Raw genomic sequence first — 21,893 nt, 5'->3', positions numbered from 1 at the left:
TAGTCAAAGACAAAAAAGCCCCGCAGGCAATACCTGCGGGGCTTTTTGATTGATACCGCTAATTTTAGCTAGCCTAACATAGGCTTCAACACATCCTGTTGGCTCAGCAGGCTTTGATAAAGGCTAAACTGGTTGGCCGCGCGATCCAGATTGTGGTTATCGCGATGAATATGGAAGTAAGTGTCACCCAACAGATGATCCGTCAGGAAGCGCACCCCAATCATCAAAGGCATAATACGGGCACCCAGCCACAAACTCTGACGTTCAGCCTCGGTCAGCACTTCACCCATAGCCTTAGTGTAACCGGCCGCCAGCGCAGCGAAGATTTCAGGACGGGCCAGCACCTTGTCCAGCGCTGTTGAGTCTTCAGCTTCCGGCGAACAGAAGGTACGCACCATATCACCGAAGTCATACATCAGATGACCTTTCATGCAGGTGTCGAGATCAATGATCGCCATCGCGCTCATATCCCGCTTATCAAAAAGCATGTTATTGATTTTGGTGTCATTATGACAAATACGCAGGGGCAGTTTGGGCTCAAGTTCCCGCAACTCATCAAACAGACCTGTCTGGCCCAGCGCAAACTCTACCCACTCGCGACAGGCTTCAACCCGACCCAAAGGATCCTTTTCGGCAGCCTCCCTCAGGGCTTCAATCCGGCCCGGCAGGAAATGGAATTTAGGGATAACATCGTGGATTTGATTGGCATCCAGATCGCTCAGGCTACGGGCAAAGTGGCCGAAGGCGTGCGCCGCAACTTCTGCCTGTTCAGCTGACTCAACCACTTCGATGCTGTGGCTGTATGGCAGATAGCTGATGGCACGCCAGAACCCCTGCTCACCCAAATCAACACCCAGTTCCTGGTTGCTGCATTTATGAGGGCACACCACCTGCAACTGATAGTCACCACTGTCGCGCTTGGCACACAGGTGCTCACTGATAATGCCAGCATTACCCACCAATCCCCATGGCGTTGGGAATACCTGAGTGTTCAGGCGCTGTAGAACAAAGTCACCGGTCTCGGAACGCACCAGAAAGGTATCATTGATATGGCCATTGCCCAGTGGTGCTACTTTGGCATCCTGGTTGGCTTCGTCTCTGGTCATTCCAAAGTGAGGCAGAACCTGCTGCCATACAAACTCATTCACCGGCTAACTCCATTAATTTTTGTTTTACCCAGCTGGCATCTTCCGGATAGGTCACACCCAGCCAGTTGTCCTGTGCCACGGCAATTCTGACAACCTGACCTTTATCTATGGCTGATTGCACTACCGTTGGCAGAAAACACTCAGACTTCTCAAGATGGGCGGACGTGTTGGCAAACTCTGCCAATGCCGACTCCAACATGGGGAAGATATTGGCTTTGAAGCCCCAACAGGTCATGGACACAGGTGCATCCTTGCTGATTTCCAAACGCTGCCCATCCAGCTCGCCCTTCAGAACAGCACTCTCCTGGCGGATATCCAGCCATTCGGCGACGCTGGTCAGCTGCTCATCAGCCACCTGACAAACACCACGGTTAACGCCGCCAAATTCCGACAAAGTGCGATTCAGTGGGTAGGCAACCATCAGCCAGTCATCCGTGGCGCTCAAACCATTCACCAGAGCCGTAAACGCTGAGTCACCATAGTAATCATCTGCGTTGATCACCGCCAGCGGCCCTTCCACCAAATGGCGGGCGGCATAAAGTGCATGGGCTGTACCCCAGGGCTTGCTTCTGTGGCTGATATCCACAGTGACCGGCAGATCATCAAGCTTCTGATAGCAGAAGTGATAGTCAAAATCAGCAGGCATCACCTCTGCCAACTGAGCAGACAGGGTTGATTCCAGCTCAGGACGGATCACCAACACACTGCGGCGAAAACCAGCCTTATAGGCAGACTGAAGCGACAGTTCCAACATGGTTTCGCCATTTGGGCCAAGGTTGGCCAACTGTTTATCGCCGCCGAAGCGACTGCCCATACCGGCAGCCATAATGACCAGAGTAAGCTCTGCTGAATTGCGCATTTGGAATTTCGTTTTAATTTTATTGTTGAAACACAACAGCCGCATAAAGCGGCTGTTGATTCAGTTAAGGCGGGAAGTTTAAAGCATTTACAGATAGGGGGCAAAAGCCCTGTGGGCTTCCAATCTTGATTGAGTGCCCTTTAAAGAAAACTTGTAACCACACAGCTGAGCATTGCCCCGCATCGCCACATCCTGAATAACTGCCCTGGCATCCAGCGGAGAGAACCAGGCTTCGGTAACAGTGTCAGCTGTCATAAGTACTGACACCGGGCGATACTCGCTGCCATTATTGAACTTCAGCACGGAGCAGCGCTCATCACCTTTGGCGCTGGCCAGAGACCATAGCTCACCCGCTTCACCTTTATCACCCAACCAGCTCATCACCAGTCGGCCGTCCACCAGCCCCAATGAGAAACCATCCGGGAGCTTAACCTCATCTCTGGCTGCAGCTGGCTCAGTGGGTTGCTGCACAGTGATCTCATCCATCTGAGTCTCTTCAGCACCTTGAGGCCAGAGAGAGACCGCCGCTGACAGGATTATCACGGCAGCCACGGCTATCGCAGCGCCGGGAAGCAATCTGGGGTTGGCGGCGAACAGAGCCTTCAGTTCTGCAATTGGATCTGCCGGTGTCGGCCTTTCTCTGCGGACGGCATCAACTTCATCTTCAATGGCATCATCGGCACAGGCGGTAAAATCTTCTGCATACTCATCACCGGCTTCACCAAATACAGGTTCACGACGCCTGCGGCCAGCCGATGTCGGTACATTTTTCCCCGGTGCCAAATATCCCTGCTCAGCCCCTTTAATCACAGCTAAAGTCTGTCTGGTAATCAAAACAGTGGGCGCGGCAGCAACCACAGCGGTAATCAATGCACCCGAGGCAACACCAAATACCATCAAAACCCAGGCGAGCAGATACAGGCCGCTTAACACCAAACCATACACCGAAGCCTTGCTGCCTGCTCTTTGGCTGGCGGCAAAGATGACAAAACAGAGTGGCGCAGCCAGGATCAGCAATAATGGAGAGATGCCAAACAATGCAGGCAGAATTAACAACAAGGCCCAGCACGCAGCACAAATGGCAAGAAAACGACTACGGGTGTCAGTCCCCTTCAGACAAAACAACGACCTGAACAAGCTATCACTCCTTTTATTCGAATTGCTGGCAGCTTAAAACATCCCTTGGACGCTGTCAGCCCAGCCCGTCAATCAATTAGCGATTTGACCCCGGTTATCAGGCAATTTCACTCCAGAGCAAGGGCAAAGCTCACTCCGATGCCAATAAGCCTGCGTCAAACTCTGGTACTGGGGCCACTCACCCAGCTATAATATCTGGCTATTCTGAATTTATTCTTTAATTTTGATAGCGGATATTGGCTATGAGCGCGCGTGGTAATTTGTTTATTGTTTCTGCCCCCAGTGGAGCAGGAAAATCCTCTTTGATTTCGGCTTTGCTGTCTGACAAGCCGAAGGATATGCAGGTGTCTGTATCCCATACCACTCGCCAGCCCCGTCCGGGTGAAGTCGATGGTCAACACTATCACTTTGTATCGGTAGAAGAATTCAAATCACTGATTGAAGAAGGTGCCTTCTACGAGTGGGCTGAAGTTTTCGGTAACTACTACGGCACCTCGCGCACAGTGATTGAGCAAACTCTGGCCCAGGGCATTGATGTCTTTTTGGATATCGACTGGCAAGGTGCCCAGCAGGTAAAAGCCCTGATGCCGGAAGCCGTTGGCGTTTTTATTCTGCCACCTTCCCGCGCTGAACTGGAAAGCCGTTTGACCGGTCGGGGTCAGGACAGCGAAGAGGTGATTGCCGGTCGTATGGCCCAGGCAGTTTCTGAAATGTCCCACTATGCTGAATATGACTTCATCATAGTTAATGATAACTTTGAGACAGCTTTGAATGACTTACGCACTATCATTCGCAGTCAGCGATTGACAGCCGCTGGTCAGATCCGCACCCACAGTGGTATGCTTAATGATCTGTTGGCAGAATAACTGCCTTCATGTACAATTTTGCGTCATTTTTTCCACCCGAAAATACTGGAGTTTCAATACATGGCTCGCGTAACTGTTGAAGACGCCGCTAAGCAAATCGGCAACCGTTTTGACATGATCCTGGTTGCAGCGCGTCGCGCTCGCCAAATCGCCGTTCAGGGTAAAGACCCAATGGTTGAAGAGCAGAACGATAAGCCTACTGTTATCGCCCTGCGTGAAATTGAACTGGGCCTGGTTAACGCCCAGACTCTGGATGCAGATGAGCGTCAGAGTGTACGTGAACGCGAAGCTGCCGAACTGGCTGCTGTTACCGCAATCGCAGAAGGCCGTTCGCTGTAATTTTTGTAATGTAAGGAGAGCTGCTTGTATCTGTTTGAAGGTCTCAAGGAGTCTGCGTCCGGGTATTTAGAGCCCGAGCAAGTTGAATTACTCAAGCAGGCCTATCAGGTGGCAAAAGATGCCCATGAAGGGCAGATGCGTACCAGTGGCGAACCTTATATTACCCATCCGGTTGCGGTAGCCCGCATCCTGGCCGAAATGCGTCTCGACCATGAGACGCTGATGGCCGCTCTATTACACGACACCATTGAAGATACCTCCGTAACCTTTCAGGATTTAGCGGAGCTTTTTGGTGCCTCGGTGGCAGAGTTGGTGGAAGGCGTATCCAAACTGGATAAGCTGAAATTCCGCGACAAGAAAGAAGCCCAGGCGGAAAACTTCCGCAAGATGGTGATGGCCATGACCCAGGATATCCGGGTCATTCTGATCAAGCTGGCTGACCGCACTCACAATATGCGCACCCTCGGCGCTCTGCGCCCTGACAAACGTCGCCGTATTGCCAGAGAAACGCTGGAGATCTACGCCCCCATTGCCAACCGTCTTGGCATTCACAATATTAAAAATGAGCTGGAAGACCTGGGTTTTCAGGCTTATTACCCCATGCGATACCGCGCACTCAAAGGTGCACTCACCAGTGCCCGTGGCAATCGCAAAGCGATCATCGACAATATCTACGACGCGATTGTCACCCGCCTGGAAGACAACGGTATCAAAGCCGATGTTAAGGGCCGGGAGAAGAACCTCTTTTCCATCTACAACAAGATGCGTCACAAAGAGCTGTCCTTCACCGAGATTGCCGATCTGTATGCGTTTCGTATTATCGTCGACAGCGTTGATACCTGTTATCGGGTACTGGGTGCCATGCACAGCCTGTACAAGCCCAAGCTGAAACGCTTCAAAGACTATATCGCCATCCCCAAAGCCAACGGTTACCAATCACTGCATACCTCGCTGATTGGCTCCCGTGGTATCCCTATTGAAATTCAGATCCGTACCGAAGATATGGATCAGATGGCCGACAAAGGGGTTGCTGCTCACTGGATCTATAAAAACGGTAGTCCACAGGCAGAGGAAGGTACCACTACTCAGGTTCGCGCCCGTAAATGGATGCAGAGCCTGCTGGAGTTGCAGCAAAGCGCGACCAACTCCTACGAATTTGTGGAAAACGTTAAAACTGAACTCTTCCCGGAAGAGATCTACGTATTTACGCCGGACGGCCGCATCCTTGAACTGCCTCTGGGTGCGACCCCCGTGGACTTCGCCTATGAAGTTCATACCGATGTGGGTAACTCCTGTGTCGGCGCCAGGGTCAACCGTCAGGCTTATCCGCTGAGTCAGCCGCTCAAAAGTGGTCAGACAGTCGAGATTATTACCTCCAAGCACAGTCGCCCCAACGCGGCCTGGCTGAACTTTGTGGTGACTGCCAAAGCCCGCTCCAAGATACGTCAGCTGCTAAAGAGCCTGACTGCCGACGACGCTGTGGCATTGGGTAAACGTTTGCTCAACCACGCTCTGGATGGAGTGAAACTGGAAGAGATCGACCCAGAGCAGATCACCAAGGTGGTAGCTGAAACCAAACACGAGACCTTTGAAGAGTTACTGTCGGATATCGGGCTGGGCAACGCCATGAGCGTAGTGATCGCCCAACGTTTACTTGGTAAGTCTGAGCCTGAGTCAAAAGGCGAGCAAAACCTGATGCCGATCCGTGGCGCTGAAGGCATGCTGGTGACCTTTGCCAACTGCTGCCGCCCCATTCCCGGCGATACTGTGATTGCCCACGTGAGCCCAGGTAAAGGTTTGGTGGTGCATATGGAAAACTGCGCCAACATTCGTGGCTACCAGCTGGAGCCGGAAAAGTATATTCCAGTGCAGTGGGACAATGTGGACGGCGCAGAATATCAGGCCAACCTGCGTATTGAGATCGTTAACCATCAGGGCGCACTGGCCAAGATCACCTCAATTATTGCCGCCGAAGGCTCCAATATTCACAACCTGAGCACGGAAGAGCGCGACGGTCGTGTCTATCTGATTAATTTGAGGATCTCTGTTCATGACAGGGTCCATCTGGCCAACGTAATGCGCCGGATCCGGGTATTACCGGAAGTATTGCGTACCTCTCGAAACCGTTGATAACAAGGATAATATCCAATGGCAGAAAAGATCATCATCGCAACTGACAAGGCTCCCCAGGCTATCGGCACCTACTCCCAGGCGGTTAAAGTCGGTTCAACCGTCTACCTGTCCGGTCAAATTCCGCTGGATCCCGCTACCATGCAGATGGTCTCCGACGAGTTTGAAGCTCAGGTGGTACAGGTATTTGAAAACCTGACTGCCGTTTGCGAAGCCGCCGGAGGCTCGCTGGCCGATATCGTTAAGCTGAATATCTTTATGACAGACCTGAGCAACTTTGCCACTGTCAATGAAGTCATGGGCCGCTATTTCCAGCAGCCTTATCCTGCACGCGCCGCCATTGGTGTAAAGCAACTACCGAAGGACTCGCTGGTCGAAATGGACGGCGTGATGGAGCTGTAGGTAATACTGTATATTTAAAGGGCGCATTGGCGCCCTTTTGTTTATCTGTCGTTTAGAAGGATTTTGTCATGAGCCCGGAACGCTTCGCCCGCATCAACGAGATGCTGGACAACCGGCAGCCTGATCTGACCATATGTCTGGATCAGGTCCACAAGAACAACAATATCGCCGCCCTGGTGCGAACCGCAGATGCCGTTGGTATCCATCAAGTCCACGCTGTTTGGCCCGATCCCGCTATGTGGGTTTCAGGTAATACCGCTTCCGGCAGTCAGCAATGGGTAAAGACCCACAAGTACCAGGACATTCATCAGGCGCTGGATGTGATTCAGGGTCAGGGCATGCAGATAGTCACTACAGGTATGACACCGGATGCCGTCGACTATCGAGAGCTGGATTACACCAAGCCCACCGCCTTTGTACTGGGGCATGAGAGAGACGGCGTCAGCGAGTGCGCCACCAGCCGTGCCGACTACCACATCACTATTCCCATGGTAGGTATGGTGCAATCACTCAATGTTTCCGTCGCAGCAGCCCTGCTGATGTATGAAGCCCAGAGTCAGCGTCTTGCCGCCGGTATGTATGGCCAACGTAAGTTGGATGACGCCTACTGCCATAAAATGCTGTTTGAAAATGGTCACCCCATCTATGCCAAAGCCTGCCGTCGAAAATCACTGCCCTACCCTGAGCTGGATGAACATGGCCAGATAGCCGCAGATGATGATTGGTGGGCACAGATGAGGCAGGTACAGCCTACAGAGGTCTGACCCATCAGCTTGTATATACAAGCTATTATTGGCTCGCTGCAGACTAACCCGAATTCATCTGGTCAGACCAAAAGTTTGCGGTCGATCACAAAAATCGCCATACTGTTTCGGTGACACTGACAGTCAGCTAATACCAATAAAAACAACAAGAAACCACAAAGAGACCTGCTAATGGAAACTGCAATCAAGACACCGGTAGAGATGTTGTCACACTGGGTCGATATCCAGGGCGACAGCATTTATCTAAAGCAACCCATCAATGGCCAGTACAAAGAGTTCAGCTGGCGGGATGTTCAAACCCAAATGCAGCAGATTGCCGGCGCATTAAGACATTTGGGATTGCAGCCCGGTGACAAGGTGGCTGTGCTTTCCAAAAACTGTGCAGAATGGTTTATTACCGATCTGGCGCTGATGCATGGCGGCTACATAAGTGTTCCCATCTACCCTACGGCCAATGCCGATACCATCCAGTATGTGTTGGAGCACAGTGGCGCCAAGGCGATATTCGTTGGCAAGCTGGATTACTGGAAAGATCAGGAGCATGGCGTGGGGGGCGAGATTCTGCGCCTGGCTATGCCTTACGACACCATGCCAGCACAATATAGCTGGGAGCGTTTACTGGAGCTGGGTACCCCTCTGACAGAAGCGCCTTTGCCAACGCCTGAGCAGGTGATGACCATCATCTATACCTCTGGCTCGACCGGTAAACCCAAGGGTGCAGTGCAAACCTTCAGTGCCTATGCCTGGACCTGCCAAACTGTCGTAAGAGATCTGAAAACCCATGGTGAAGATAGACTTTTGTCCTATCTGCCACTGGCACATATTACTGAAAGAGTTGCCATTGAAGGCTCCTCTTTCTACTCGGGTTCCAGTGTCGCCTTTGTGGAAAGTCTGGATTCTTTTGTGGCTGACGTACAGCGCTGCCGCCCAACCGTATTCTTCTCGGTGCCACGTTTGTGGAGTCTGTTCCAGCAGAACATTATTACCAAAGTGGGCAGTGCCAAAAAGCTGGAGCTGTTCCTGAAAATCCCATTGCTCAGCTCTCTGGTTAAACGCAAAATCCAAAAAGGCCTTGGTCTGGAGCAATGTCGTTTGCACGGTTCCGGTAGTGCACCGATTCCCCCTTCACTGCTGGAGTGGTACCACAGTATCGGTATAGATATTTGTGAAGCCTGGGGTATGACAGAAAACTGCGCTTATTCAATCATCAACCATCCCTTCAACGTTAATAAGCTGGGCACCGTGGGTAAGCCGGTAGAGGGCTGCCAGGTGAAGATGGGGGAAAAAGATGAATTGATGATCAAGAGCCCGGGACTGATGCGGGAGTATTACCTGCAGCCAGAGGCCACTGAAGCCGCATTCGACGCCGATGGTTTCTTCCATACAGGTGATGTTTGCGCCATAGATGAAGATGGATGCATCAGCATTACTGGCCGAGTGAAAGACAACTTCAAAACGGCCAAAGGTAAGTATGTTGCACCTGTGCCTATCGAGCGCATGCTGGCCCAAGATGAGCACGTTGAACTTATTTGTGTCATCGGTTCAGGTCTGCCTCACCCTGTCGCTCTGGTGCAGCTGTCTGAGGGAGCTTCCAGCCAGGCGAGAGACCATGTTTGCGCGTCACTTAAAGAAACCCTGGATAGTGTTAACCCGCATCTGGAATCACATGAAACCGTAGATGCTGTGGTGGTCGTCAATGAGCCATGGACGATTGAAAACGATGTGCTGACGCCAACACTGAAAATCAAACGCCACGTGCTGGAAAAACTCTTCAGCGAGAAAGTTGACGGTGTTCGTGGAGCCAAGGTTGTTTGGGAAGATGAGGTTGACCAGGCCAAACGCTGATCGTCCCCCTGATAAACCGCAATTAAAAAGCGCACCATAAGGTGCGCTTTCTTTATCGCGTTATTGACAAAATTAACGAGCCTTAGCAGCCAGGGCGGCAGCGACCTGATTGGGTGCAGTGCCGCCGAGCACGTCCCGCTTATTCAGACAGGATTCTATCGTCAGGATCTCATACACGTCCTGCTCAATCACATCGGCAAAGCCCTGCAGTGTCGTCAGTGTCATATCCTCAATGGCCACGCCATCGGCGATCGCCTTAACCACAACCTCACCCACTACATGGTGCGCCTGACGGAACGGCATGCCCTTGGCGACCAGATAGTCCGCCAGCTCTGTGGCATTGGCGTAGCCCTGTTGAGCAGCCGCTTTGGTGTTGTCACGCTTCACCTTAAGACCGGAGAGTACCAGCGCCGTCATATCAAGACAGATACTCCAGGTATCCATCACGTCAAACAGCCCCTCTTTGTCTTCCTGCATATCCTTGTTATAGGCCAGTGGCAAAGCTTTCATTGTGGTCAGGATTCCCACCAGGCTGCCATAGACCCGACCCGCCTTGCCGCGGATAAGCTCCAGTGCATCCGGATTCTTCTTCTGTGGCATCAGGGATGAACCTGAGGTGACATCATCTGCCAGCTCAATAAATCCAGCTTCTCCAGAGTTAAAGAAGATCAAATCTTCCGCCATCCGGCTTAAGTGCATCAGGCTGATGGAGGCAGCGGAGCACAACTCCACCACATGGTCACGGTCGGAAACCGAGTCCAGACTGTTCAGGGTTGGCGCTGCAAACCCCAGACTGGCAGCCAGCTCATAACGGTCGATCGGATAGGCTGTACCAGCCAGGGCGCCACATCCCAGCGGACAGGTATTAAGCCGGCTCAAAGCGTCATCAAGACGGCTGATATCCCGCTCCAACATCTCCACATAGGCCAACGCCCAATGAGCAAAGGTTACAGGCTGGGCGCGCTGCAAATGGGTATAACCCGGCATCACGGCTTGCTGTTCACGTTTAGCCAGCTCAATCAGTTCAGATCTGACTTTGGTCAAACGCTCGCTAATCCCCTCACCTTCAGCCTTACACCAGAGCTTAAGGTCTGTGGCGACCTGATCATTACGGGAACGCCCTGTGTGCAGTTTCTTGCCCAGATCGCCCACCTTGTCGATAAGCGCCTGCTCCACAAAGCTGTGGATATCCTCAGCGCCGCTGGCAATGATTTGCTGAGGATCTTCAGCAACCTCCACCAACAAGGCACCCAATGCCGCTTTAAGATCCTGACCTTCAGCTTCGGTCAGTACCCCAACCTTGACCAGAGCTGCCGCCCAGGCCACTGAGCCCTGAATATCCTGCTCCACCAGGCGGTAATCCACCGGCAAGGAGTCGTTAAATAATTTGAAAAGAGCACTGCTCTCACCGCTGAACCTACCGCCCCATAATGCCATGACTGTCTCCTATGCTTTTGATGCTTACTGGGTTACTTCTCGTTCAGGGCACGAATGCGACTGGCGAGAGAGTAAAGGCGGATAAAGCCTTCAGCATGCTTTTGATCGTACACATCATCTTCACCAAATGTAGCAAAGGCTTCGGAGTACAGGCTGTTGGGAGAGCGCTTCTTAACGGCAGTTGCCTGACCCTTATAGAGCTTCACGACAACTTCACCGTTTACCAGTGCAGCCAGCGACTCTGAAGCTGCCAGCAGTGACTCACATAAAGGCGTAAACCAGCGACCGTCATACACAAGGTGCGCCATACGCGCAGCGATCTGCTCGCGCCACTCACGGCTGGACTTGTCCAACACCAGCTCCTCAATGGCACGCAGACCGGCATACATCACTGTACCTCCCGGCGTTTCGTAGCAGCCACGGGATTTCATGCCCACCAGACGGTTTTCAGTAATATCAATACGTCCCACACCGTGGGCTGCGGCGATCTCATTCAGTGTCATCAATGCCTGATAAGGGTTCATAGCTTCGCCATTCACCTGGGTTATACGGCAGTTTTCCACCTTAAGAGTCACATAAGCAGGTGCGTCCGGCGCATCCTGCGGGTCAACTGTCATGGTCCATACCTGCTTGGACGGCTCATTCCAGGGATCTTCCAGCTCGCCACCTTCGTGGGAGATATGCCAGGCATTGGCATCACGGCTGTAGATCTTGGTGGCAGAGGCTGTGGTCGGAATGTCACGCTCAGCCAGGTAGGCCAGCAAATCTTCACGGCTAACCATTTCCCACTCACGCCATGGGGCGATCACTTTCAGATCAGGTGCCAGCGCAGCGAAACAGCCCTCAAAACGAACCTGATCATTACCCTTACCGGTGCAACCATGACACAGGGCATCAGCGCCCACCTTGCGGGCCACTTCCACCTGCGCTTTGGCGATAATCGGCCGGGCCATTGAGGTTCCCAGCAGATAAGTGCCCTCGTAGATCGCACCTGTTGCTATGGTGGGATAGATATACTCCTCGACGAAGGCTTCTTTCAGATCCACGATATGACACTCAGAAGCACCTGACGCCAGCGCCTTGGCCTCCAACCCCTGCAGCTCCTCCTCCCCCTGCCCTACATCAGCGCAGAAGGCCACAATCTCACAGTTGTCATAGGTCTCTTTCAGCCAGGGAATGATGGCCGAAGTATCCAGTCCACCGGAGTAAGCCAGTACTACCTTTTTGACTTTCACCTTATCGTTCATCGTCTTTCTATCCTTTACTTGTAGGGGCCGTTCGTCTTTGCGTCCGACTGAATATTGTTATTTGTGTTGTGCCGTTACTTAGCCGCCAGCAAAGTCACCAGCAGAGCATTCTGAGCGTGCATGCGGTTTTCCGCCTGGGTCAGGATCAGTGAACCTTCACCATCCATCACCTCATCTGTTACCTCTACACCTCTGTGAGCAGGCAAGCAGTGCATAAAGAATTTGGCACCAGCCTTGGTCATCAGTGCAGCGTTCACCTGCAGCGGAGCGAATTTGCCCTCTATCTCTTCCATGGAGGTGTTGTCGCCCATAGAGATCCAGGTATCCGTGTACACAGCATCGTGACCTTCAATCTCATTGACATCAGAGGTCAGCACCAACTCACCACCGTACTTTGCCGCCAGCTCCTGAGCCTGAGTGACCACCAGACCATCGGGGAAATGACCTTCAGGACAGATCACTGTCATCTTTGCACCCAACAGCGCCGCGCCAAACATCAATGAATGAGTCACATTGTTGCCATCACCCACATAGGCCAGCTTAAGCTGACTCAGATCATCCATGTTCTCAGCCAGACTTAGGTAATCTGCCAGCCCCTGACAGGGGTGATAGAGATCTGACAGGGCATTCACCACAGGTACACTGCCGTGCTCAGCCAGACCCTCGATTGTCTTGTGGCTAAAGGTACGGGCAACAATGGCATCGGCCCAGCAGGAGATATTGCCGGCAAAGTCCGCGACAGATTCACGCTTTCCCAGGGCTCCATTTTGCTGGTCCAAATACAGGCAATGGCCGCCCAGCTTGCTAATGCCGATATCAAAGCTGACCCGGGTTCGCAGGGAAGGCTTTTCAAACAGCATCACCACACTTTTACCGGCCAGCGCCTGACTGTAATCCTGCGGATTGGCTTTGATCTCTTTGGCAAGAGCCAGAAGATCCAGAAACTGTTTTTGAGTTAAGTCTTTCAATGTCAGCAGGTGATCCATGCCTCTCTCCCTCTTTGCCCTTACGCTTTTCTTGTCTGTTGATTTTGCATTCTTAAGTTGTGATTCAATCTGACCGATACCGGCTTACAGCTGTGGCTGAATTTGAGTACCTATCAATTCGCCTTTGGTCAGTGCCAGCATCTGAGCCGCATCCCGCCAGGAAGCGACCTGTACCGCCTCCCCCATCCACTGGGCGACTTCCAACGCTGCTTCAACCTTGACCTTCATGCCCTTCTCAATGACTCCCAGCTTCACCAAATCAGCAATCTCGGCGGCATTCAAACTTGGGATCAATTGGCCTTTACCATCAAGGACACCTGACACATCGGACAGCAGTACCAGCTTGCCATCCACCAGTTTGGCCACTGCTGTCGCTGCCTGATCCGCATTGACGTTCAGCAGCTGTCCATCGATATCCAATGCAATGGAGCTGATAATGGGCAACCAGCCCTGCGCAAGAATAAAATTCAGGTAAGCCGGATTGCCGCCAGTGACCTGGCCCACGGCACCCAGTTGCTCATCTTTGATTTCGGCATTAAGCAGATCGCCATCGCCCAGACACAAGCCAACACTGTGAATCCCGGCAGCCCTGGCAGCCGACTGCAGTAATTTGTTGGCACTGCCTGCCAACGCGCCGGCAATAATCGGCATCTGCTCTGGCGGAGTCACTCGCAATCCCTCTTTCTTTTCTGTGGTCATGCCATTGAGCTGCAGCTGCTTATCTACAATACAGCCGCCCCCATGGACTATGACCAAGGACTTGCCTTGCTCCAGTAAACTGGCCGCAGTCTGCATTAAACGAGCAATACCCATATCGCACTCAAGCAAAGCGCCGCCAACCTTCAACACCAGTGTTTTTTGTTTCGCTGATGACATCCTGAATTCCTCAACCTATGCCTATGACTGACTGCCCAGTGGCGGTCTATTTACCAACTTTACCAAAATGAATTTTTATGCACTGGAAAGCCTGACTGGCAGCCCCCTTCATCAAATTATCTATGGCACTGACAATCACCAGGTACTGGCTCTGTTCGTCATACTTCCAACCGAGCAAACACTGAGAAGTGCCAGCGACGTCGTCCACTTTGGGGAAGCTCTGCGGCAACACATGCACCAGCTCAGCATCGTCATAACAGCTCAGAGCCTGAGCGACATCAGCGGCAGTAACTCCTGCTTCCAGCTTGGTGGTGATGGTGGCAAGAATGCCCCGTTTGAAATTGCCCAGATGCGGAGTAAAGATCACTTCGCAGCCCAGTTGACTGGAGATTTCCGGTTGGTGTCTATGGCCCAGCACACCATAAGGCGTCAGGCTGACTTCGCAGAAGCTGGTATTCATTTGAGCTTTACGACCGGCACCGCTAACGCCGCTGACAGCGTTAATCACCGGGCGAATCTGTTTGTCCAGCAAACCTGCCAGCGGCTTTAATGCCAGCAATGATGCGGTGGGGTAACAGCCTGGAACGGCGATTAAATCGGCTTTGGCAATCTCTTCCTCTTGCCATTCAGCCAGGCCATACACTGCACTGGAAAGCAGCTGTGGATGCGGGTGGTCAAAGCCATACCAATGGGGATACACGCTGGCATCGTTGAACCGATATGCCCCACTGAGGTCAAATACCGGCTTGCCCTGCTCAGCCAGCCAGGCCACCAAATCCGCACTGACCTTATGGTCGGTGGCCAATGCAACAGCATCAGCCTGTTCAATAATGGTCGCTTTATTCTCTTTGCTCAGCGGCTTCAGTGGCTGCTTCAGAGTCTGGTATGCCGGATACAGCTGACTCAAAGACTTACCCAAATCCTGACTTTGCTCAGAGACATACAAGCCTTGGATAGAGAACTCACTTTCCTGAGACAAAAGGGCTGCCAACTGCGCACCTGTGTAGCCGCTGGCCCCAATAATGGCTATGTTTTTCATTTAGTATTTCTTGTTTATCAATAGGGTAGAAAGGAAAAAAATAGTGGGCACAGCAAAAGCCCATGGCAAAGTGCCGATGACAAGGATTATCGTCGCAGGAAGGTAGATTCTTTGTTGAAGTCCGCTTTTGTACTGGCAGTGTTTAACAGCGCCAGGCAGCAAAATTCCATGTTCACTTTACAGCCTCAAAGATGGTAAATATTCAATCTGGTTGACAGACTAACACAGAAAACTAATTATTCAACACAAGTGAATAACTATTTTTATCATTATTTGGAATGACCCTATGAAAAAAATTCCGGATCTGCAGAGCTGTTTTCAGTCTCTGATCGCAGCCCCCTCCATCAGCTCACTGGAGGCTGAGCAGGATCAATCCAACCAGGTTGTTATTGAACTCCTGCATCAGTGGCTGACAGATTTGGGGTTTCAGTGCCAGGTACAAAGCGTATTTAACAGCCGCGGCAAGCACAATTTGCTGGCCAGCATAGTACCACCGAGCAATCCCACTGGCGGGCTACTGCTCAGCGGTCACACTGATACCGTCCCTTATGATGATGCTCGCTGGAGCAGTGACCCCTTCACCCTGACAGAGAAAGACGGACGTTGGTATGGGCTTGGGACCTGCGATATGAAAGGTTTCTTCGCTCTGGTGCTGGCTGCTGTGCAGGAACTGCCACTGACTGAGCTGAAGAAGCCTCTCTATATTCTCGCCAGCGCCGACGAGGAAACCACTATGAACGGTGCCAAGGCCTTTGCCGCTGAAGGTCGCATTCAGCCGGACTATGCCGTTATCGGTGAACCCACCGGCCTGCGCCCTGTGTATATGCACAAGGGGCACCTGGCCAAAGGTATACGTATTACCGGTCGCAGTGGTCACTCATCAGATCCGGAAAGAGGACTGAATGCCATTGAAGTGATGAACCTGGCAATTAGTCAGTTGCTGAAACTTAGGGAGCACCTCAAGGCCAACTACAATGAATCAGTATTCAGTGTCCCCTACCCAACATTGAACCTGGGGCATATCCATGGCGGGGATGCCGCCAACCGAATTTGTGGCTGCTGTGAACTGCATATGGATATCCGTCCTGTTCCCGGCATTCCGTTGGAAGACCTCGAAGTGTTGCTGCGCCAGTATCTGTCCCCAATTCAGGATGAGTACCCGGGCACTTTGGATATCTTCAACCTATATCCAGGTTCGGAAGCATTTCATGGCAATTGCGACACCCCATGGGTACATGATGTCGCCAGACTTTCCGGCCATCAGCCAGAAGTGGTTAACTACGCTACAGAAGCCCCCTACCTTAAGCAGTTGGGTTGCCAAACTTTGGTGCTTGGGCCGGGCAGCATAGAGCAGGCACACCAGCCTGATGAGTATCTGGATACCGCTTTTATCAAGCCCACCATTAGCTTACTTAAGGAGCTGATTTATAACGCTTGCATGAAATAATCTTGAGACCGCATTCGCCGCTGTACAGGGCGTCGCAGCGAGGTATGATGATCTGAAAACCAAAAGCAGTTGCGAATTGTATCCTGCTTCAGGCCAGTGCCTGAACCTAAGCAACGCATGTGATATTTCTGGAGCAAATATGACAGATATGTACGCCTCACTGAGATCCAACGTCAGTATGTTGGGGCAGATCCTGGGCGATACCATGAAGGGCGATCTGGGTGAGACCTTCCTCGAAAAGATTGAGTTGATCCGCCAATTGGCCAAGCAATCCCGTCAGGGTGATGAAGCGGCTCGTGAGGAGATGCTGAATCTCCTGACCGCTATGCCAGATGACGAACTGGTGCCTTTTGCCAAAGCCTTTAACCAGTTCCTGAACCTGGCCAACATTGCCGAGCAGTTCCACACCATCAGCCGCAATTGTGACGAGATCATCTGTGTACCGGATCCTGTGGATCTGCTGCTGGGCCGCATGCTCAATGGCCGCATAGATGAAGACAAGATGCTGGAATGCCTCGGCAACATGGATATCGATCTGGTACTGACGGCGCACCCGACAGAAGTGTCCCGTCGCACTCTTATCCAAAAATATACCGCTGTGGTTGATTGCCTCACCAACCTGGAAAACGAGCAACTGAGCGATCGCGAACGCAAGGCTCAGAACCTGAGACTTCGTCAGTTGATCGCCCAGATCTGGCACACCAATGAGATCCGTAATGAACGCCCCACGCCAGTGGATGAAGCCCGCTGGGGGCTGGCCACTGTGGAAAACTCACTGTGGCAGGCTGTACCTGACTTTTTGCGTCAGTTGAACGATCAGATTGAAGAGCGTACCGGCAAAAAGATCCCTATAGATATCGCTCCGGTTCGCTTCTCCAGTTGGATGGGGGGCGACCGCGACGGCAACCCATTCGTGACCGCAAAAGTCACCGCCGAAGTACTGGATCGTAATCGTCATACCGCGGCCCGCCTGTATCTGAAAGACGTGGTACTGCTGGTCAACGAACTGTCGATGGAAGAAGCCAACGAAGAGCTCAAAGCGCTGACCAATAACAGCCATGAGCCGTACCGGGACATTCTCAGAGATCTGCGCCAAAAGCTGCGTAACACCATAGATTATTTGAACCTGCGCCTCGAAGGTCACAAGCCTGAAGTGGATATGGCTACCATCATCTGGCAGGAAGATGATCTGAAAACACCGCTGAATCAGATCTATCAGAGTCTGTGCGACTGCGGTATGAGCCTGATCGCCAATGGCTTGCTGCTGGATATGCTGCGTCGTCTGGCCTGTTTTGGCATTCATATGCTGAGACTGGATATTCGTCAGGATGCTGAGCGTCACAGCGATGCCATTGCTGAGCTGACCCGTTATCTGGGTATGGGCGACTATGCCCATTGGTCAGAAACCGAAAAACAGGCCTTCTTGCTGCGTGAACTCTCCAGCAAACGCCCATTGCTACCTGCTGACTGGTGCCCTTCAGACGAAGTTGCAGAAGTACTGGCGACCTGTCGTGAAGTCGCCTCTCAACCAGCAAGCGCTCTGGGATCCTATGTTATCTCCATGGCTGGCAAGCCATCGGATGTACTGTCAGTACTGCTGCTGCTGAAAGAAACCGGCTGTCGCCACCCTATCCGTGTAGTCCCACTGTTTGAGACCCTGGATGATCTGAACAATGCCGCCGACTGTATCCGTGAGCTACTGGCGATTGACTGGTACCGAGGCTATACCAAAGGCATGCAGGAAGTAATGATTGGTTACTCTGACTCTGCAAAAGATGCCGGTGTGATGGCGGCAGCCTGGGCCCAATATCAAGCGCAGGAGCAATTGGTACAGGTATGCCGCGATGCTCAGGTGAAGCTCAATCTGTTCCATGGCCGCGGTGGCACCATTGGCCGGGGCGGCGGTCCTGCTCACCAGGCAATTCTGTCCCAGCCTCCGGGCTCAGTGGATGGCCGTATTAGGGTGACCGAACAGGGTGAGATGATCCGCTTTAAATTTGGCCTGCCTAAACTGGCGGTTCAATCATTGGCCCTGTATACCTCGGCAGTAATGGAAGCGACCTTGCTGCCTCCACCAGAGCCAAAGCCAGAGTGGCGCGACTGCATGCAGCGCATTGCCGATGAGTCAGTAGGCGCTTACCGCAAGGTAGTGCGCGAAGAGCCTGACTTTGTCGCCTACTTCCGCGCCGCGACACCTGAGGTGGAGTTGGGTCAACTGCCGCTGGGCAGTCGTCCGGCCAAGCGCAGAGTCGATGGTGGTATCGAAAGCCTGCGTGCTATTCCGTGGATTTTTGCCTGGTCTCAGAACCGACTTATGCTCCCTGCCTGGCTGGGAGCCGGCGAAGCACTGCGCAGTGCCATGGAACGTGGCGAAGCCGACCTGCTGAAGGAGATGGCTGCCTGGCCATTTTTCGATACCCGTCTCTCCATGTTGGAGATGGTGTATGCCAAAGCAGAACCTAATCTGGCCCGTTACTATGAAACCGTATTGGTCCCTCAAGCGCTGCATCATCTTGGCATTACTCTGAGAGAGCGTCTGCAGCTGGGTATCGAAGCGGTTATGGAGCTGACAGGCACAGATGAGCTGATGTCTCACACTCCATGGAACCGTGAGTCAGTGCAGCTGAGAAACCCCTATATCGACCCATTGAACTTCCTGCAGACGGAACTTCTGGCCCGTACCCGTAAAGAAGATGCCTCAGACAATGTACAATTGGCACTGATGCTAACTATTGCGGGTGTTGCCGCGGGAATGAGAAACACAGGATGAAGCGAGTTTTACTACCACTGATGGCTGCCGGATTAATGCTCTTATCCGGCTGTGCCACTCAGTACAGTATCAGCCAACAGGAACTGACAGACTATCTCAACAAGGAGATCAGTTTCGACGTTAAACAGGGCAGCGGCATAGTCTCAGCCAACCTCAAACTAAACCAGGTTGAGGTACGTTTAGGTGAAAAGCCGGATACCATGACAGTGCTGGCTGACTCCAGCATTACCATCAGCAACCCTTTGCTGCCGCTGAGAGCGACCCTGACAGCTGAGTTTGAGGCCAAGCCCTGGTATGACAAGCACAACCAGGGGATCTACCTGAAAGATTTGCAGCTGACCAAGGTGGCATCCAACCCCAGAGATCTGGAAGTGGCTATCAAGGGCGTCGCGCCTGAGTTGATGCGATATATCAGAGGCTTTTTGGAAACTCAGCCTGTCTATGTGTTGAACCGTCAGGAGACCAACCAGGCCATGCTGGCCAATCTCACCGAAGAGATTAAGGTGAAACCCGGTAAGCTGGTATTGGTATTTAAGTAAGGCTTTAAATAAGCGCTTTTAGTATGGCTGGCCAGCCAAACAGGTTAAGTCTTATAACAAAAAGCACAGTCACTCTCGAAATAGAAAGGACTGTGCTTTTTTATTATCTGTTAGCTTATAAAACAGTGAGTAACGACTTACTTGGCAAAACGGCCAATGGAGTCGTAATCAACAATTGGCGCTTCGCCGAGCAGTTCACGACGCAGCATATCGTAGGCAACGGCGCTACTGAGTTGCCTGACAAGTTCACGGGATCGTCTGGGTAACTTAATCATCTGACTGTATACGCCATAGCGGGTCGCCAGAGCAATGGCCACAGTACCGACAGGCTTGGCGTCAGTGCCGCCATCGGGGCCGGCAATACCACTGGTGGACAGCGCATAGTCGCTGTCCAGTAACGCTCTGGCACCTGCAGCCATCTCTTCAACGGTTTCAATAGACACAGCCCCAAAATCATCCAGCGTCTGAGGCTTCACCCCCAGGATTTTGACCTTGGCTTCATTGCTGTAGGTCACCAGGCCTTGCATCAAATAGGCGCTGCTACCGGGAAAGGCCACCAACTGACTGGTTAACATGCCCCCGGTACAGGATTCTGCGGCACTGAGAGTTTTCCCTTTGGCCAACAGCAGATGATGGAGCTCTTCCGCCAGTGATGGCTTATCTTCAGCAACAACACCTGTCCCCAGAATAGAGTGTATCTTGCCAACCAAAGCATCCAATGCAGCGATCGCAGCTTCACCACGGGCAAACAGCTTGATCTCGATGTAGGGCATACTGGAGCGATATCCCAGAGTGACACCTTCAGGCAGTTCCAACTCAGACAGCTTGTCCTGCAACATGGACTCGCCTTGACCAAGAGTCAGCAGCTTCTTTACCTTAGTGGCGGTATCAAGCTGAAACTCCTGCTTGATAAAAGGAATGAACTGCTCGGGAATCATGTGCTTAAGCTCAAATGGTACGCCAGGCGTAAAGAACAACCAGGCACGATTAAGCTTAACTCTGAAGCCACAGGCAGTCCCCACAGGGTTATCCACCATAACCGCTGATTCTGGAAGCATGGCCTGTTTGAGGTTACTCCTGGCCATCACACGATTGTGTTTGCTGAACCAATCCTCGAGCCGTTGACGCCACTCAGTGTTCTCCACCAAGGGTTCGCCCTTGGCCTCAGCCATGGCCTGTGCTGACAGGTCATCAGTGGTAGGACCCAGGCCACCGTTAACCAGAATTACATCAGCATGTAAGCTACGTTCACGAAACACCTCTACCAGATCTTCCAATCTGTCGCCCACAGTAATACGGCGGGCAACCTCAATACCCTCATCCATCATGGTATCGGCAAACCAGGCGGCGTTGGTATCCACTATTTGTCCCGACAGCACCTCTTCGCCGGTGCAGATCATTTCAAGCTTCATTGTCTGTCCCTGAATGATTTAATTGAGGTAAAGGTAAGAGAGGCTATGACAGATAGCAATAGAGTATGACGACATCTACATAAAGCAGACTGTAAACAAAAGTACGGATGAAGAAAGGCTGGAGCGGACAGGAGTCCGCAGGGCTCCGTCGTGGGAAACAAAACGCAAAAAGCCCCATCCGAAGATGAGGCTTTTCACTTAAGTTTGTGGGCGAGTGTGGCGCAGCCACAAGCTTACGGCAGAAAACCGTTCCAGACGTTTTCTACATTCTCTACATCCGTGTAGATCAGCGCGTAGCTGGGGCGGATTTATCCGCGACGCCACAACACCGAGTACAAAGACCGGATAAACGAAAAAAGCCTCTGCATTGCTGCAGAGGCTTTCATCTTAAGTTGGCGGAGCGGACGGGACTCGAACCCGTGTGCCTTCGGCACGCGTGACAGACCGACTTTCTCTAAACAAAGAGCCTAACCAACTGAACTACCGCTCGTGTAATTCTGAAAATACAAAAAAGCCTCGTCATTTCTGACGAGGCTTCATTGTAAGTGGCGGAGCGGACGGGACTCGAACCCGCGACCCCCGGCGTGACAGGCCGGTATTCTAACCAACTGAACTACCGCTCCACTAAATTGGCGCTTGGCAATGACCTA

18 protein-coding genes and 1 tRNA gene are annotated in these 21,893 nt (G+C 52.3%); 9 read left to right on the top strand and 10 right to left on the bottom strand.

Annotation, left to right across the window (positions count from 1 at the left end):
* Window positions 1–68: 68 nt before the first annotated feature.
* The 3 genes from L2725_RS22085 to L2725_RS22075 all read right to left on the bottom strand — a co-directional run bounded on the left by L2725_RS22085 (window position 69) and on the right by L2725_RS22075 (window position 3,144).
* Window positions 69–1,148 (bottom strand): phosphotransferase enzyme family protein, encoded by a 1,080-nt coding sequence (locus L2725_RS22085; RefSeq protein WP_249250955.1) that lies wholly within the window; start codon window positions 1,146–1,148, stop codon window positions 69–71.
* Window positions 1,141–2,007: a nucleotidyltransferase family protein gene (locus tag L2725_RS22080; RefSeq protein ID WP_249250954.1), complete on the bottom strand. Its 867-nt coding sequence runs from the start codon at window positions 2,005–2,007 to the stop codon at window positions 1,141–1,143. Before L2725_RS22080 ends, L2725_RS22085 begins: the two co-directional genes overlap by 8 nt.
* Before the next feature lie 87 nt (window positions 2,008–2,094).
* A complete protein-coding gene (locus L2725_RS22075; RefSeq protein WP_249250953.1) occupies window positions 2,095–3,144 on the bottom strand; it encodes a hypothetical protein in 1,050 nt (349 codons plus the stop codon).
* Between the two features lie 242 nt (window positions 3,145–3,386).
* On the opposite strand from L2725_RS22075, the gene gmk reads away from it, so the two are divergent.
* The 6 genes from gmk to L2725_RS22045 all read left to right on the top strand — a co-directional run bounded on the left by gmk (window position 3,387) and on the right by L2725_RS22045 (window position 9,490).
* Window positions 3,387–4,010 carry a guanylate kinase gene (gmk, locus tag L2725_RS22070; RefSeq protein ID WP_115138875.1) on the top strand — a complete coding sequence of 208 codons (624 nt, stop codon included), beginning with the start codon at window positions 3,387–3,389 and terminating at the stop codon, window positions 4,008–4,010.
* Window positions 4,011–4,070: 60 nt separating this feature from the next.
* Window positions 4,071–4,349, top strand: a complete 279-nt coding sequence (rpoZ, locus tag L2725_RS22065; RefSeq protein ID WP_115138876.1) for a DNA-directed RNA polymerase subunit omega — start codon at window positions 4,071–4,073, stop codon at window positions 4,347–4,349.
* A 24-nt stretch (window positions 4,350–4,373) separates the two neighbouring features.
* The gene (gene spoT / locus L2725_RS22060; RefSeq protein ID WP_115138877.1) at window positions 4,374–6,479 is read left to right on the top strand and encodes a bifunctional GTP diphosphokinase/guanosine-3',5'-bis pyrophosphate 3'-pyrophosphohydrolase; all 2,106 of its coding nucleotides are present in this window, start codon (window positions 4,374–4,376) and stop codon (window positions 6,477–6,479) included.
* A gap of 18 nt (window positions 6,480–6,497) precedes the next feature.
* Window positions 6,498–6,881, top strand: a complete 384-nt coding sequence (locus L2725_RS22055) for a RidA family protein (RefSeq protein ID WP_115138878.1) — start codon at window positions 6,498–6,500, stop codon at window positions 6,879–6,881.
* Window positions 6,882–6,949: 68 nt separating this feature from the next.
* A complete protein-coding gene (trmH, locus tag L2725_RS22050; protein WP_249250952.1) occupies window positions 6,950–7,645 on the top strand; it encodes a tRNA (guanosine(18)-2'-O)-methyltransferase TrmH in 696 nt (231 codons plus the stop codon).
* A 171-nt stretch (window positions 7,646–7,816) separates the two neighbouring features.
* On the top strand, window positions 7,817–9,490 hold the full coding sequence (locus L2725_RS22045) for an AMP-binding protein (protein WP_249250951.1): 1,674 nt from the start codon (window positions 7,817–7,819) through the stop codon (window positions 9,488–9,490).
* 72 nt (window positions 9,491–9,562) lie between these two features.
* On the opposite strand, the gene argH is transcribed toward L2725_RS22045, so the two are convergent.
* The 5 genes from argH to argC form a co-directional block, all read right to left on the bottom strand.
* The gene (gene argH, locus L2725_RS22040) at window positions 9,563–10,927 is read right to left on the bottom strand and encodes an argininosuccinate lyase (RefSeq protein WP_249250950.1); all 1,365 of its coding nucleotides are present in this window, start codon (window positions 10,925–10,927) and stop codon (window positions 9,563–9,565) included.
* A gap of 32 nt (window positions 10,928–10,959) precedes the next feature.
* Window positions 10,960–12,174 (bottom strand): argininosuccinate synthase, encoded by a 1,215-nt coding sequence (locus tag L2725_RS22035; RefSeq protein WP_115138882.1) that lies wholly within the window; start codon window positions 12,172–12,174, stop codon window positions 10,960–10,962.
* A gap of 74 nt (window positions 12,175–12,248) precedes the next feature.
* On the bottom strand, window positions 12,249–13,160 hold the full coding sequence (locus L2725_RS22030; protein ID WP_249250949.1) for an ornithine carbamoyltransferase: 912 nt from the start codon (window positions 13,158–13,160) through the stop codon (window positions 12,249–12,251).
* An 84-nt stretch (window positions 13,161–13,244) separates the two neighbouring features.
* The gene (gene argB, locus L2725_RS22025) at window positions 13,245–14,036 is read right to left on the bottom strand and encodes an acetylglutamate kinase (RefSeq protein ID WP_249250948.1); all 792 of its coding nucleotides are present in this window, start codon (window positions 14,034–14,036) and stop codon (window positions 13,245–13,247) included.
* 46 nt (window positions 14,037–14,082) lie between these two features.
* Window positions 14,083–15,075: an N-acetyl-gamma-glutamyl-phosphate reductase gene (gene argC / locus L2725_RS22020; protein WP_249250947.1), complete on the bottom strand. Its 993-nt coding sequence runs from the start codon at window positions 15,073–15,075 to the stop codon at window positions 14,083–14,085.
* A gap of 286 nt (window positions 15,076–15,361) precedes the next feature.
* Between argC and argE the strand changes: the two genes are divergently transcribed.
* From argE to L2725_RS22005, 3 genes are all read left to right on the top strand, one after another.
* Complete coding sequence (gene argE / locus L2725_RS22015) at window positions 15,362–16,522, top strand: acetylornithine deacetylase (protein ID WP_249250946.1); 1,161 nt, start codon at window positions 15,362–15,364, stop codon at window positions 16,520–16,522.
* Window positions 16,523–16,661: 139 nt separating this feature from the next.
* Window positions 16,662–19,292 (top strand): phosphoenolpyruvate carboxylase, encoded by a 2,631-nt coding sequence (ppc, locus tag L2725_RS22010; RefSeq protein WP_248937792.1) that lies wholly within the window; start codon window positions 16,662–16,664, stop codon window positions 19,290–19,292.
* Complete coding sequence (locus L2725_RS22005) at window positions 19,289–19,831, top strand: YceB family lipoprotein (protein WP_249250945.1); 543 nt, start codon at window positions 19,289–19,291, stop codon at window positions 19,829–19,831. Before ppc ends, L2725_RS22005 begins: the two co-directional genes overlap by 4 nt.
* 137 nt (window positions 19,832–19,968) lie before the next feature.
* On the opposite strand, the gene L2725_RS22000 is transcribed toward L2725_RS22005, so the two are convergent.
* Entirely contained in the window at window positions 19,969–21,243 is a 1,275-nt protein-coding gene (locus tag L2725_RS22000) for a CinA family nicotinamide mononucleotide deamidase-related protein (RefSeq protein WP_249250944.1), read from the bottom strand.
* Window positions 21,244–21,789: 546 nt separating this feature from the next.
* Window positions 21,790–21,866 (bottom strand) — tRNA-Asp (locus tag L2725_RS21995).
* Between the last annotated feature and the right edge of the window lie 27 nt (window positions 21,867–21,893).

This window comes from Shewanella corallii, assembly GCF_023349125.1.
Lineage (GTDB): Bacteria > Pseudomonadota > Gammaproteobacteria > Enterobacterales > Shewanellaceae > Shewanella > Shewanella corallii.
This window is presented reverse-complemented; position numbering and strand designations above follow the sequence as displayed.